General features: G+C 71.0%; 12 protein-coding genes. 6 read left to right on the top strand and 6 right to left on the bottom strand.

Going from position 1 to position 12,998, the window contains the following annotated elements:
* The first annotated feature begins 52 nt into the window (after positions 1-52).
* Positions 53-2,248, top strand: coding sequence for a cellulose biosynthesis cyclic di-GMP-binding regulatory protein BcsB (locus tag ACYVC6_RS11480; protein WP_460714102.1), 2,196 nt, complete (start codon positions 53-55; stop codon positions 2,246-2,248).
* On the opposite strand, the gene ACYVC6_RS11475 is transcribed toward ACYVC6_RS11480, so the two are convergent.
* The gene (locus ACYVC6_RS11475; protein WP_460714100.1) at positions 2,245-3,246 is read right to left on the bottom strand and encodes a 4-hydroxy-3-methylbut-2-enyl diphosphate reductase; all 1,002 of its coding nucleotides are present in this window, start codon (positions 3,244-3,246) and stop codon (positions 2,245-2,247) included. The genes ACYVC6_RS11480 and ACYVC6_RS11475 overlap by 4 nt on opposite strands.
* Positions 3,247-3,293: 47 nt before the next feature.
* Here ACYVC6_RS11475 and xseA point away from each other — a divergent pair, with 47 nt between their 5' ends.
* Together xseA and ACYVC6_RS11465 are read left to right on the top strand one after the other, a co-directional pair.
* A complete protein-coding gene (gene xseA / locus ACYVC6_RS11470) occupies positions 3,294-4,529 on the top strand; it encodes an exodeoxyribonuclease VII large subunit (protein WP_460714098.1) in 1,236 nt (411 codons plus the stop codon).
* Entirely contained in the window at positions 4,522-4,746 is a 225-nt protein-coding gene (locus ACYVC6_RS11465; protein ID WP_460714096.1) for an exodeoxyribonuclease VII small subunit, read from the top strand. Before xseA ends, ACYVC6_RS11465 begins: the two co-directional genes overlap by 8 nt.
* Here ACYVC6_RS11465 and ACYVC6_RS11460 read toward each other — a convergent pair.
* Complete coding sequence (locus ACYVC6_RS11460) at positions 4,743-5,336, bottom strand: DUF4245 domain-containing protein (protein ID WP_460714094.1); 594 nt, start codon at positions 5,334-5,336, stop codon at positions 4,743-4,745. The genes ACYVC6_RS11465 and ACYVC6_RS11460 overlap by 4 nt on opposite strands.
* A gap of 57 nt (positions 5,337-5,393) precedes the next feature.
* Between ACYVC6_RS11460 and glpX the strand changes: the two genes are divergently transcribed.
* On the top strand, positions 5,394-6,428 hold the full coding sequence (gene glpX, locus ACYVC6_RS11455) for a class II fructose-bisphosphatase (RefSeq protein ID WP_460714092.1): 1,035 nt from the start codon (positions 5,394-5,396) through the stop codon (positions 6,426-6,428).
* On the opposite strand, the gene ACYVC6_RS11450 is transcribed toward glpX, so the two are convergent.
* Entirely contained in the window at positions 6,393-7,268 is an 876-nt protein-coding gene (locus ACYVC6_RS11450) for an esterase/lipase family protein (protein WP_460714090.1), read from the bottom strand. The genes glpX and ACYVC6_RS11450 overlap by 36 nt on opposite strands.
* A gap of 80 nt (positions 7,269-7,348) precedes the next feature.
* Between ACYVC6_RS11450 and ACYVC6_RS11445 the strand changes: the two genes are divergently transcribed.
* Positions 7,349-8,275: an alpha/beta fold hydrolase gene (locus ACYVC6_RS11445; RefSeq protein WP_460714088.1), complete on the top strand. Its 927-nt coding sequence runs from the start codon at positions 7,349-7,351 to the stop codon at positions 8,273-8,275.
* A gap of 16 nt (positions 8,276-8,291) precedes the next feature.
* On the opposite strand, the gene ACYVC6_RS11440 is transcribed toward ACYVC6_RS11445, so the two are convergent.
* The 3 genes from ACYVC6_RS11440 to ACYVC6_RS11430 form a co-directional block, all read right to left on the bottom strand.
* Positions 8,292-9,383 carry an ABC transporter ATP-binding protein gene (locus ACYVC6_RS11440; RefSeq protein WP_460714086.1) on the bottom strand — a complete coding sequence of 364 codons (1,092 nt, stop codon included), beginning with the start codon at positions 9,381-9,383 and terminating at the stop codon, positions 8,292-8,294.
* Between the two features lie 101 nt (positions 9,384-9,484).
* Complete coding sequence (locus ACYVC6_RS11435; protein WP_460714084.1) at positions 9,485-10,447, bottom strand: hypothetical protein; 963 nt, start codon at positions 10,445-10,447, stop codon at positions 9,485-9,487.
* A 3-nt stretch (positions 10,448-10,450) separates the two neighbouring features.
* Positions 10,451-11,482, bottom strand: a complete 1,032-nt coding sequence (locus ACYVC6_RS11430; protein ID WP_460714082.1) for a LacI family DNA-binding transcriptional regulator — start codon at positions 11,480-11,482, stop codon at positions 10,451-10,453.
* A 188-nt stretch (positions 11,483-11,670) separates the two neighbouring features.
* Here ACYVC6_RS11430 and ACYVC6_RS11425 point away from each other — a divergent pair, with 188 nt between their 5' ends.
* Positions 11,671-12,984, top strand: a complete 1,314-nt coding sequence (locus ACYVC6_RS11425) for an ABC transporter substrate-binding protein (RefSeq protein WP_460714080.1) — start codon at positions 11,671-11,673, stop codon at positions 12,982-12,984.
* Positions 12,985-12,998 lie beyond the last annotated feature (14 nt).

Genomic DNA, 12,998 nt, shown 5'->3' with positions numbered 1-12,998 from the left:
GGTCACACTGTTCCCTGCACATACGCCACACCCGTCACGTCAGGAGCCAACGGTGCGACCCCTCCGCTCGGCTGCGACCGCCCTTGCCCTCGCGGCGGGCTGCGTCGTGCTCGGACCGGTCTCGGCCTCCGCTGAGGAGGCTCCCGTCCCCGGCACCATGTCGACGGCAGCGGTCAACACCACCCGCTTCGACATCCCCGTGCCCCGCGGCGTGGTTCCGAGTGCCATCACCGGCGTGCTGACGATGCCCGAGGTGGTCAACAACGGCGCGGTCACGTTCCGGGTCAACGGACGTATCGCGCGCACCGTGCCCTCGACGCTCTACGCGAAGGTGCGCATCCCGGTCACCGCTGCGGACGTGATCGCCGACGGCACCATCGGGCTCACCATGGCCTCCCAGGGTCCCGCGGTCGGCGGTGTGTGCCGACCGGCGGCGGGCGAGGCCTCCCTGCGCAAGATCGCCCTGACCTATCGAGGCAAGGAACGGCTGCCGACTTCCCTGGCCAACTTCTTCCCGCCGTCCAGCAACCGGATCGACGTCCTCATCGCCGCCGACGCCGACGACGACCTGCTCGAGGCGGGAGTGGCCGCGGTGGCCGCGCTGAGCAGCCGCTATCCCGACGGGACGGAGATCGCACTCGGTGCCCTCGCGGACGCGCCCACCACCGCCGTGGCCTCCCAGCGCGTCGTCGTGCTGAGCGCGGGGAGGCCCGGCGAGGTGACGACCGACATCGCCGCGGCACCGCGCTCCGGCGTACCGGTCCTCACGATCACTGCCAACGGCGACGACCTCCCGGCAGCAGCGAAAGCCCTCGCGGTGACCGAGGGCGGCGACACCCTCCAGCTGGCCAACGACCCGGCCGCGGAGGGCATCAGCGGCGAGCTGGGCAAGCGCGAGCCTGACCTCGAACGGTCCCTGGCCGACGTGGGTGCCGGCGAGGTGAGGCTCTCCGGCTACGGCGTCACCGCCCAGGCCGTGAAGATCCCGCAGGACGCGTTCTCCTCGCCGGTCTCCGGCCTCGAGGTGCACCTGCAGGGCGCGCACACGGCCGTGGCCGACGCCGACCGGGCCCGCCTGGACGTCCGGATGAACGGCGAGCTGGTGGGCTCCAAGACCCTGGACGACACCGGCGCCCTGGAGATGGACTTCTCCGTCCCGGCCGGCAAGCTGCGCTCGGTCAACGAGCTCCAGCTCGTGCTCAGTGCGGTCACCGTGGACGGCCTGCCCTGCGCGGCCCCGGGCTCACCGCCGATCGAGGTCGACCTCGACACCCAGGGCTCCACCCTCACCGCGACCGCCGGCACCGCAGACACCGGCGCGTTCCAGCTCTGGCCACAGGTCCTCCAGGGCAGCCTGCCCGTCGCGGTCCGCAACGAGGGGGCGCAGCGGTTCGGCGCCGTCCAGGAGCTGGCCCGGGTGGTCGGCACCCTGCAGCGCGCCGCCTCGTTCCCTCTCGACGTGCAGCTCGTCCCCGCCAACGCGTTCATCGCCGACGACCGCTCGGGCATCATCATCGGCGCCAGCGCGGCCGACGCCACCAGCCTCGAGGCGCCGCTGAAGCTCTCCTCGATCCGGCTGCTCGACCAGGCGGACTCGTCCTTCGAGGTCACCTCGCAGGAGCCGTACGCCGTCCTGGAGGCGATCGGGCCCAGTGACGGCGCCGACCGCCAGGTGCTGATGCTCGGTGGCTGGGCGCCCGGCAACCAGCCGGCACCGCGGGCGCTGACGACCAAGCTGGTCTCGTTCCTGGTGAGCAGCGGCTGGCCCGCGCTCGATGGGGACCTGCTGCTCACCGATGACTCGGCGCCTCCGTTCACCGTCGACAGCACCACGCTGGCCCAGGAACAGCCGGCTGCGGCCGAGGCGGAGGAACGGTCCTACGCCAAGTGGTTCGTCGCGGGCGTCGCTCTGCTGCTGATGCTCCTGGCGTTCCAGGTGCTCATCTCGATCCGCAGGGACCGCAGGGTGGCGCAGGCCGAGACCGAGGACCTGGAGGCCAGTCAGCCGGCCTACCTGGAGGACCTGGAGTTCCGCGAGCAGAACCTGACGCCGAGCCGACCGGCGGACGAAGCGCCGGCCCCCCCGACCACGAGTCCTTCCGCGCCGCCACCCCAGTCGGAGCCACCCCTGCCGAAGCCACCCCTGCCGAAGCCGTCTCCGCCGCAGCCGACGCAGCCCCAGCGGACGTCGGACCGGCCGCAGTGGAGGCGACGCCAGAGCGACAAGCAGCAGCCCCGCAACAGCTAGCGGGCGCCGGCGGCCTTGAGGTCGCGGCGCAGCTCCTTGGGGAGCGCGAAGATCAGCGACTCCTCGGCGCTGTGCACGGCCTTGGCGTCCGGGTAGCCGCGCTCGGCCAGGTAGGCGAGCACCTCGTCGACCAGCGACTCCGGCACGCTCGCACCCGAGGTGACCGAGACGGTCCGCACCCCCTCGAGCCAGGCCTCGTCGATCTCGGAGGCGTCGTCGACGCGGTGGGCCGCCTTGGCACCGGCCTCGAGCGCGACCTCGACCAGCCGGACCGAGTTGGAGGAGTTGCCCGACCCGACCACGATGACGAGGTCGGCCTCGCGGGAGATCTCCTTGACCGCGAGCTGGCGGTTCTGGGTGGCGTAGCAGATGTCGTCGCTCGGCGGGTCCAGCAGCAGCGGGAACCGCTCGCGGATCGCGGCCACCGTCTCCAGGGTCTCGTCGACCGACAGGGTGGTCTGCGAGAGCCAGGCCACCCGGGAGGGGTCCCGCACCACGATGCCGGGCACGTCAGCCGGGCTCTCGACGAGCTGGATGTGCTCGGGGGCCTCGCCCGCCGTGCCCTCGACCTCCTCGTGCCCGGCGTGACCGATCAACAGGATGTCGTAGTCGTCGGAGGCGAACCTCTTGGCCTCGTGGTGGACCTTGGTCACCAGCGGGCAGGTCGCGTCGATGGTCTTGAGCCCGCGCTCCTCGGCCTGTTGGTGCACGGCCGGTGAGACGCCGTGGGCGGAGAACACCACCGTCTCGCCGGCGGGCACCTCGTCGAGCTCCTCCACGAAGACCGCCCCGCGCGACTCGAGGTCGGCGACGACGTGCTTGTTGTGGACGATCTGCTTGCGGACGTAGACGGGGGCGCCGTAGAGGTCCAGCGCCTTCTCCACCGTGACCACAGCCCGGTCGACGCCGGCGCAGTAGCCGCGCGGCGCCGCCAGCAGCACGGCACGCTCGGCCTCGTCCGGGGCGAGGACGCGGGGCGTGCCGAGATCAGTGCTCATGCCGCCCAGCGTACGGGCGTCCGTGCCGCCCCCTAAAGTCAGCGACCATGGCACTCGAGACCTCGGCGACGTCACCGGCACCGGTGCGCCAGATCGCCAACCTGGTCTCGCAGTACGTCGACCGGCTGGGCGCCGTCTGGGTCGAGGGCCAGATCGCCCAGATCAACCGCCGACCCGGGATCCAGACGGTCTTCATGACTCTCCGGGACTCGGTGGCGGACATCTCGGTGCCCCTCACGGTCCCTCGTGACCGGGTCGACAGCCTCGCCACGCCGCTGGTGGAGGGCGCCAGCGTGGTCGTCCTGGCCAAGCCGTCCTACTACGCCAACCGCGGCTCGTTCTCGCTCGCCGTCCGCGAGATCCGGATGATCGGCCTCGGCGAGCTGCTGGCCCGGCTCGAGCAGCGCCGCCAGCTGCTGGCCGCCGAGGGCCTGTTCGCCCGCGAGCTGAAGCGCTCACTGCCGTTCCTGCCTCACCGGGTCGGGCTGGTGACCGCGCCGGGGTCCGCCGCCGAGCGCGACGTCGTCGACAACGCCCGCCGCCGGTGGCCGGGCGTCGCTTTCGAGGTCGCCTACGCCACCATGCAGGGCCAGCGTGCGGCCGCCGAGGTCATGGAGGCGCTCGGACGGCTCGACCGCCACCCCGATGTCGACGTCATCGTGGTCGCCCGTGGCGGCGGCTCGGTGGAGGACCTGCTGCCGTTCTCCGACGAGGGCCTGGTCCGGGCGGTCCACCTGCTCCGGACCCCGGTCGTCTCCGCGATCGGCCACGAGCAGGACCAGCCGCTGCTCGACCTCGTGGCCGACGTCCGCGCCTCCACCCCGACCGACGCGGCCAAGCTGGTCGTGCCCGACGTGGCCGAGGAGCTGCGCCTCGTCGACACCGCCCGACACCGGCTGCGGCAGACGCTGGCCGGCTGGCTGTCGCGCGAGCAGGCCGGCCTCGACGCGCTGCGCTCGCGGCCGGTGCTGGGCGACCCACGGGTGCTGCTCGACGAGCGCGCCGACCAGCTGCGCGAGCTGGTCGGCCGGGCCCGGCGCACGCTGGGCCACCGGCTCGACCGGGCCCACGACGACATCGCCCACCAGCGCGCCCGGGCCCGGGCGCTGTCCCCGCTGGCCACCCTGGAGCGGGGCTATGCGGTGCTCCAGGACGCCGACGGTCATGTCGTCACCTCGGTGTCGGGCGTCGCCGCCGACACACCGATCAGCGTGCGCGTCGCCGACGGGCGCGTGCACGCCGTGACCACCCGCACCGAGCTCTTCGAGGAGAACGATGGCTGACAACCTGGCCGGCACCGAGGGCGAAGAGCTCTCCTACGAGGAGGCGCGGGAGGAGCTCGTCGAGACCGTGCGGCGGCTCGAGGCCGGAGGCATCACGCTCGAGGAGTCCCTGGCGCTGTGGGAGCGCGGTGAACACCTCGCCGGCGTGTGCCAGCAGTGGCTCGACGGGGTCCGCCAACGACTCGACGCCGCCGACCAGCAAGAGGGCACGGACTAACCGACGGCGTCCATCGTCAGCAGCGAGATCAGCAGCTCCTGGTCGTCGCGGCTGGCCGAGCCGTAGACCAGCAGGGTTTCCCCGAGCGTGGTCGCGACCCCCTCGTCGACGGTCGTGGAGTAGGCGAGATCACCGTCCGCGTCCGCCCAGGTCTGCCAGGGTCCGGTGGCGACACCGCTCTCGATGGTGTTCTGGTCGCCGGGCTCGGCGTTGTCGTCGACGTACGCCGCGAGCAGGTCGTCCACGCCCGCGTCCTCCTGGCGCAGGCCGACGTAGCGACCGTCGTCGGTCAGCATGCCGACCCCCCAGGCGGGGCGCTCCCCGCGCACGAAGTCGATGTGGGTCACGTCCCACCCCTCGGGGATGGACGACGGGTAGATGAGCTCGATGCCACCGTCCTGGGCGTCCTCGACGGTGCCGAGGTAGTCGACGGCTCCGCGCGGGATCTCAGGCTGGTCGCGGAACATCTCCCGGAACAGCACGAAGCCACCCACGGCCAGGACCGTGACCAGGAGGGAGGCGAGCAACCCGTTGGTCGTCCGGTTGTAGCGCGACGGCTCCTCGCGCGGACTCTCCTGGTGGTCACTCACACGCCCCATCCTCTCAGCCCCTCGGTCTGCGACGCGGCAGGTGGCTAGGGTTGGGCCATGACCGAGAGCGGATCCCACCAGCCGCCCCTCTCGACGCCGCCCGCGTCTCCGGACCGCAACCTCGCCCTCGAGCTGGTGCGGGTGACCGAGGCGGCGGCCATGGCCGCTGCACGCTGGGTCGGCCGGGGTGACAAGAACGGCGCGGACGCCGTGGCGGTCAACGCGATGCGGGTGATGATCTCGACGATCGGCATGAACGGCACGGTCGTCATCGGCGAGGGCGAGAAGGACAACGCGCCGATGCTCTACAACGGCGAACGGGTCGGCGACGGCACCGGGCCGGAGTGCGACGTCGCGGTCGACCCGATCGACGGCACCACGCTGACCGCCAAGGGGATGAGCAACGCCGTGGCCGTCCTCGCGGTGTCGCCGCGTGGTTCCATGTACGACCCGTCCGCGGTGTTCTACATGCGCAAGCTGGTCACCGGGCCCGAGGCCGCCGACGCCGTGGACATCCGCTACCCCGTGGCGGAGAACATCCACCAGGTCGCCAAGGCCAAGGGGACCAAGCCGTCCGACGTGACCGTCGTGGTGCTGGACCGCCCCCGGCACCACAAGCTCGTCGACAAGATCCGCGCGACCGGTGCCCGCATCAAGTTCATCGTCGACGGCGATGTCGCAGGCGCGATCTCGGCCGCGCGGCCCGGCAGCGGCGTCGACCTGCTGCTGGGCACCGGAGGGACCCCCGAGGGCATCATCGCCGCCTGCGCGATGAAGTGCATGGACGGTGTGATCCAGGGCCAGCTGTGGCCGTCCGACGACAACGAGCGCCAGCGGGCGCTGGACGCGGGTCACGACCTCAGCCCCGATGCCGTGCTGACGACCGACCAGCTCGTGACCGGTGACGACTGCTTCTTCGTCGCGACCGGGATCACCGACGGCGACCTGATGCGCGGGGTTCGCTACCAGCCCGGCGGCTGCGTCACCGACTCGCTGGTCATGCGCTCGCGCAGCGGCACCATCCGGTCGATCCGCTCCGAGCACCAGCTGTCGAAGCTACGCGCTTTCGCCTCGATCGACTTCGAGAACTGAGCGACCCGGCGCGAACGCGTGCCGGCGTCCGTGCTGCAGCGCCAGCGCAGCGGTGACCTCGCTGAGGACCCGCGGGTCCAAGGCCATCCCGACGTGTGAGGCAGACACCTCGACGGCCCGTGCCTCGGGGTCGACGCAGGCCCGCCAGTCGACGATCCCGTCGCGCTTGGAGTAGACGGCCGTGAAGCCGACACCGGCCGGCATCGGCTGCCTGCTCTCCTCGAAGCTCTGCCGGGCGCAGGAGCCGGCCACGCACTCCTCCGACATCAGCCGCGGCAGGCCCGCACGGCTGAGCCGGACCAGCGCCTCGACCCCGGCGGTGAGGCCGACATGGTGGGCACCGGGCGCCAGCATCGGGCTCCCCATCGTGACGATGCCCGCGACCAGGTCGGGCCGCCGCACGGCCAGGCCGCGGGCAAGCATGCCGCCGAGGCTGTGCCCCACGATGCTGACCCGGGTGCCGCGCCGGATGGCGATGGACTCGATGCGCGCCTCGAGCGCCGCCGCGGCCTCGAGGGTGCAGCCCACGTTGGCGGTGATCTGGGAGCGGTAGGTGCGGTAGCCCCGCCTGCGCAGCGCCCGCGCCATCCCGGCGAGCGAGTAGTCGCCGGCCATGAACCCGGGCACCAGCAACACCGGGTCGCCGCCGCCGCGAGCCATCGAGCGTTCGAGGTAGGACGCGTCGCGTCCAACCCGGCGCTCGGCCCGCGAGGCCAGCGCGTAGCGCCCGGCCTCCGCCAGGAAGCTGCCCTCGCGCAGTACCGCGCGGACCGCGGGGCGCCGGAAGCCGGTGGGCAGGAGGAAGGAACCGAGTGTCGAGCCATCTAGATGACCGTCCATGCGTCCTCTTTCCTCTCCAGCAGGTTAGGGGCAGGTAACCCGCAAGCGTGGGACATCCACCCCTGCGGTTGACTAGGCGTATGGACCAGTCGATCCATCCCGCGGCCTCGGGCACCGTGGCGGTCTCCGATGAGCTGTTCGCCCCCGTGGGCGAGGACATCGAGCTGTGCTACCAGACCTTCGGCGACCCTGGCGACGACCCGCTGCTCCTGGTCATGGGCCTGGGTGGCCCCATGAACTGGTGGGACGCCGAGCTGTGCGTGATGCTCGCCGAGCGAGGGTTCTACGTGGTCCGCTACGACAACCGGGACACCGGTCGGTCCAGCCGCGGGAAGGGCCGCGTGACGCGAGCCACGCTGGTGAGCGCGTTCGCCGGGCGCCGGGTCAAGGTGCCCTACGCGCTGAGCGACATGGCCGACGACGCGTTCGGCCTGCTCGACCATCTCGGTCTCGACTCCGCGCACGTGGTCGGGGTCTCGATGGGCGGGATGATCGCGCAGACGATGGCGATCGGACAGCCGGCCCGGGTGCGGTCGCTGACCAGCATCATGTCGACGACCGGTCGTCGCACGGTGGGGTGGCAGCACCCCAGCCTCCTTCCCAACCTGCTGGCCAAGCGCGGCGGCCGCGAGGTCTACATCGAGTCGACCGTCGTGGTGTGGAACCGGATCGGTTCGCCCGGCTATCCCCAGCCCGAGGACCGGGTGCGGGCCCGCGCGGCTGAGACCTGGGACCGGGGCATCAGCGGCGCGGGCGTCCTCCGTCAGATGCTGGCGGTGATCACCCAGCCCAACCGCGGACCGCGCCTTCGCGCCCTGCGGATGCCTGCCCTGGTCGTGCACGGTCTCGCCGACAAGATGGTCCACGTCTCCGGCGGGCGCGCCACCGCCGCCGCCATCCCGGGCGCCGAGCTCCTGCTCGTCGACGGCATGGGCCACGACCTTCCACCCGCGCTCTTCGACACGTTCGCGAGCGCGATCCGGCGTACGGCGGACCGCGCTCGCTGAACGTCAGCTGCTCAGCTCAGTCGCTGAGCCGCTCGCCCGTGTCGGTGTCGAACACGTGCACTTCCTGCGGGTCCGTGGTCACGTAGATGGTGTCGCCCTTCGCCACGGCGTCCCGGCCGCTGACCCGGACGATCACGCTGGACGGCGCGCCCGCCACGTCGCAGTTGCCGTAGACGTAGCCGTCGGCGCCGAGCTCCTCGACCACGGTCACGTCGATGGGCAGTCCGCCCTCGTTGGCGGAGACCAGGCGCCAGGCCTCCGGGCGCACACCCACCGTGATGTTGTTGTGCTGCGCACCCAGCTTGGTGGACGCCGCCGGGTCGACCGGCACGAGGTAGTTGCCGATCTGTGCCTTGCCGTCCTTGGCCGTCGCCTGGAGCAGGTTCATCTGCGGTGAGCCGATGAAGCCGGCGACGAACAGGTTGACCGGCTTGTCGTAGAGCTTGAGCGGAGTGTCAACCTGCTGGAGCTCGCCGAAGTTCATGACCGCCACGCGGTCACCCATGGTCATCGCCTCGATCTGGTCGTGGGTCACGTAGACCGTGGTGACCCCCAGGTCGGCCTGGAGCTTGGCGATGTCGGTGCGCGTCTGCACGCGCATCTTGGCGTCGAGGTTGGACAGCGGCTCGTCCATGCAGAACACCTGCGGCGACCGGACGATCGCGCGACCCATGGCGACGCGCTGACGCTGGCCACCGGACAGCGCCTTGGGCTTGCGGTCGAGGTATTCGGTGAGCCCGAGGATCGCCGCCGCGTCGGCGACCCGCTTCTTGCGCTCGGCCTCGGGAACCTTGGCCATCTTGAGCGCGAACGCCATGTTGTCGGCCACCGACATGTGCGGATAGAGCGCGTAGTTCTGGAACACCATCGCGATGTCCCGGTCCTTCGGCGGGAGGTTGGTGATCTCCCGGTCGCCGATGAAGATCTTGCCGGAGTTGACCTCCTCCAGCCCCGCGAGCATCCGCAGGGTCGTGGACTTGCCACATCCCGAAGGTCCGACGAGAACCATGAACTCGCCGTCGCCGATCTCGAGGTCGATGCCGGGAACGGTGGGCTTGTCTGCCCCCGGGAACCAGCGCTGAGCCTTGTCGAACGTCACTGTTGCCATGTTGTGTTGCTCCCTTCACCGGCAGGTACGTGCCGGACGATCCGTAGTGAAGTGACCCGCGTCACCCTAGCGAGAGGGCGAGTGCCCGGGAAGGTGCCGTCTCAGGGCCGCCATCGAGACGGGGTGTCCGCCCCCGGCGCCAGCTCCAACCCGGCACCGTCGGCGCGCCAGGTGACCGGCACGGGGTCGATGACGCCTCCGGCGAAGTGGCCGTCCTCCCCGCGGATCTCGAACGCCAGGAACCGCGGACCCTCGTCAGTCTCGGCCACCCGTCCGACGTAGAGGTCCTCGCTCGTCAGGCGTACCGCGCGGTCGAGGTCGACCGGCGCACCCGGCCCGTCCACGGCGACCGACCACACGCCACCGCAGCCCGGCTCGGCGCCGACGACCTCACCAGACAGGCAGGAGAACAGCAGGGCCCAGCGACCTTCGACCTGCGCCAGCGAGATGACCTCGAGCTGGTCGAAGCGCCCGGTCGGGCCGCCGAGCGGAGGCCGCACCGTCCAGACCGAGAGATCGGGGGACGTGAGGTGGGCGACCACGCCGTTGCCGTGGGCCCCGGGCCAGCTCGCCGGCGAAGCCTTGGCAGTGAGGTAGAGATGCCAGCCGTCGTCGCCCGCGATGACGAACGGGTCGCGCCAGTGCGCCTCCCCTCGATAGTCCTCGGTGGCATACCAGCGCGGGTCGACCTCACTGACCAGGTCCGTGCGCCGCCACGACACCAGGTCGCTCGAGGTGGCCGCCCCGAACCGTTGGACCCGACCGTCGCCGCGGCTCGACAGACCGCTCGTGAACAGCCACCAGTCGCCGTCGGGGCCGCGCACGCAGCTGCCCGTCCAGGTGGCGATGTCGTCGAACGCCGGCGCCGGCTGCGGGGCCAGCGCGTCCGGGAGGTGGGTCCAGGACCTCAGGTCGGTCGACACCGCATGCCCCACGCGGGCGTTGACGTGGCGCAGGTCAGGGTCGCCCAGGGCGCGCGGAGCGTGGAGGAAGAACAAATGATGGTCCGCGCCGTCCCGAATCGTCCAGAAGTCCCACACCCAGTCCTCGTCGAGGTCGAACAAGGGCTAGCTCCTCGGCTCGGTGGTCAGCTTCCGCACCGACCGGCCGGCGGCGACCGGCATCGGCACCCGGGTCACGCCGGTGTCCCGGTCGTCACCGAGCAGCAGGTCGATGGCTCGGGCCCCCAGTTCGGCATAGGGCAGCACTATGGAGGTGAGCCGTGGCCGCAGCCACTGCGCGAGGTCGGACCCGTCAAACGAGACGACCGAGACGTCGGCCGGAACTCGCAGGCCTCGGTCGGCCAGGGCCTGGTAGGTGCCCATGGCCACCCGGTCGTTCATGGTGATGAGGGCCTGCGGCACCGTGCCCGCGTCGAGGAACGCGGTCACTGCCTTGAACCCCTCAGGCACCGACCACCCGCACGGGATCTCGGAGGCGACATCGGACCCGGCGGCGCGGAGCGCCGCGCGGATGCCGTCGAAGCGCAACGGGCCCGCGATGGCTCCGCCGAGGGGGCGCTCCCCGACGACGTGGATCCCGCCCCGGATCCCGCCCTCGAGCAGTGCGGCGGCCGCGGACCGCCCGCCCTCGAACTCGTCGGGCAGGACCGCGGGCAGGACCGCGGACCGGTCGACGCAGTTGAGCAGCACCGCGCGGTGGGTGCGCAGCACCTCGGGGACGTCGATCTCGGTGGTGACCACCTTGGCGTAGACGATCCCGTCCACCCGCCGGTCGAGCATCTCGGTGATGAGCAGCCCCTCGAGCTCGACGTCGCCCTGGGACTCACCGATCAGGATCACGTGGTCCTGGGAGCGCGCGGAGACACTTGCGCCGGTGATCATCTGGCTGGCGAACGGGCCACCGGCGACCAGGTCCGTGATCATCCCGACCGTCTGGGTTCGGGCCGTGCGCAGGTTGCGTGCGCTCGGGTTGGGGCGGTAGTTGAGATCGACCGCCGCGCGGCGCACCCGCTCCTGGGTCGCCACCGCGATCCGCATCTCGTCGGATCGGCCGTTGAGGATGTAGGACGCGGTCGTCGCGGACACCCCGGCCAGCTCGGCGACGTCAGAAAGAGTCACCCGGCGGCTGTCAGGCACTGGTCTCGTCCTCCCCTTGTCGCATACGTTGCATGTCTAGGCCGGCCCCGTCCCACGTAATCAAACCGAGCCTTGACAGTGATGAGCACAGAGACGAGGATCACGCTGATTCGATTCAGCATGTGGTGGGCGTCACATTACGCCACACCAGTTCGGCGTCAAGGCGCTGACCCAACCGGAGGAGACGCATGAGAATCAACCCGAGGAGCCGCGCCAAGCTGCTTGCGTCGGTGACCGCGGTCGCACTGGCCGGCGGCCTGGCCGCCTGCGGCGGCGACGACGGCGGCGGCGGAGATGACGACGACGAGGTGACCATCTGGATGAGCCTCGACCAGCCGGTCGTGGACGCCATCCAGGAGCAGGTCACCAAGGCCGCGAAGGAGGAGGGGATCACGGTCAAGGTCGAGCGCGTCGACGCGATCGACAAGCTGATCAAGACCTCCATCGCCTCCGGCGACACCCCTGACATCGCCCTGCTGCCCCAGCCGGGCGTCGTGGCCTCCGTGGTCGAGCTCGGCGCGGCGTTCCCGCTCGACGACGTCCTGGACACCGACCAGCTCGAGTCCGACATGGTCGCCGGCGCGCTCGACGCCGGCGTGGTCGACGACAAGCTCTACGCGCTGCTGACGTCGATGAACGTCAAGTCGCTGCTGTTCTACCCCAAGAAGGCATTCGAGGCCGCCGGCTACGAGGAGCCGGAGAGCCTTGACGATCTGACCGCGCTCGCCGACCAGATCAAGGCCGACGGCGGCACCCCCTGGTGCCTCACCATGGAGTCCGGCGACGCCACCGGATGGGTCGCCACCGACTGGTTCGAGGACCTGGTCATGCGCTTCGGCGGCGCCGACTACTACAACGACTGGGTCTCCCACGAGGTCCCGTTCAACGACGACACCGTCAAGGAGGCCGGCGAGTACTTCGAGGGCGTCTTTGCGACCGACGGCAACGTCTACGGTGGCCGCAACTCGATCACCGCGACCGCGTTCGGCGACGCGGCCCTGCCGATGTTCGACGCGGCCGGCCCGTCGTGCTGGCTGCTCAAGCAAGGCTCGTTCTTCGTGGGCCAGGACTTCCTGCCCGAGGAGATCTACGCCGCGGTGGACGAGGAGCTCGGTGTCGCCGCGTTCCCGCCTGCCGAGGCAGGTGGCGAGAACCCGGTCCTGGGCGGCGGCGACCTCGCCGTGCTGCTCAGCGACGACGAGGCCAGCAAGAAGGCCATCAACCTGCTGGCCAGCGCCGACGTCGGGCTGACAGCCGCGCCGGTGTCGTCGTTCATCTCCCCGTTCAAGACCTTCGACACGTCGGTCTACCCGAGCGAGACGACCAGGGAGATCGCCCAGGTGGCCTATGACTCGACGGCGTTCCTGTTCGACGGGTCCGACGCCATGCCGGCCGCGGTCGGCGCGGGCACGTTCTGGCGGGAGATGACCAACTGGATCAACGGGGACACCGACCTCGACACCGCGCTCCAGAACATCGAGGAGAGCTGGCCGGCGAGCTGACCCTGCGACAAGCC

It is taken from the genome of Nocardioides dilutus (genome assembly GCF_054779555.1).
The sequence above is the reverse complement of the archived record's forward strand: the minus strand, read 5'-3'. Positions and strand labels throughout refer to the sequence as shown.

Coding starts and splice junctions, on each gene's coding strand:
- ACYVC6_RS11475 (WP_460714100.1), bottom strand. CDS start 3,246: ATGAGCACTGATCTCGGCACGCCCCGCGTCCTCGCCCCGGACGAGGCC.
- xseA (WP_460714098.1), top strand. CDS start 3,294: ATGGCACTCGAGACCTCGGCGACGTCACCGGCACCGGTGCGCCAGATC.
- ACYVC6_RS11465 (WP_460714096.1), top strand. CDS start 4,522: ATGGCTGACAACCTGGCCGGCACCGAGGGCGAAGAGCTCTCCTACGAG.
- glpX (WP_460714092.1), top strand. CDS start 5,394: ATGACCGAGAGCGGATCCCACCAGCCGCCCCTCTCGACGCCGCCCGCG.
- ACYVC6_RS11450 (WP_460714090.1), bottom strand. CDS start 7,268: ATGGACGGTCATCTAGATGGCTCGACACTCGGTTCCTTCCTCCTGCCC.
- ACYVC6_RS11445 (WP_460714088.1), top strand. CDS start 7,349: ATGGACCAGTCGATCCATCCCGCGGCCTCGGGCACCGTGGCGGTCTCC.
- ACYVC6_RS11440 (WP_460714086.1), bottom strand. CDS start 9,383: ATGGCAACAGTGACGTTCGACAAGGCTCAGCGCTGGTTCCCGGGGGCA.
- ACYVC6_RS11425 (WP_460714080.1), top strand. CDS start 11,671: ATGAGAATCAACCCGAGGAGCCGCGCCAAGCTGCTTGCGTCGGTGACC.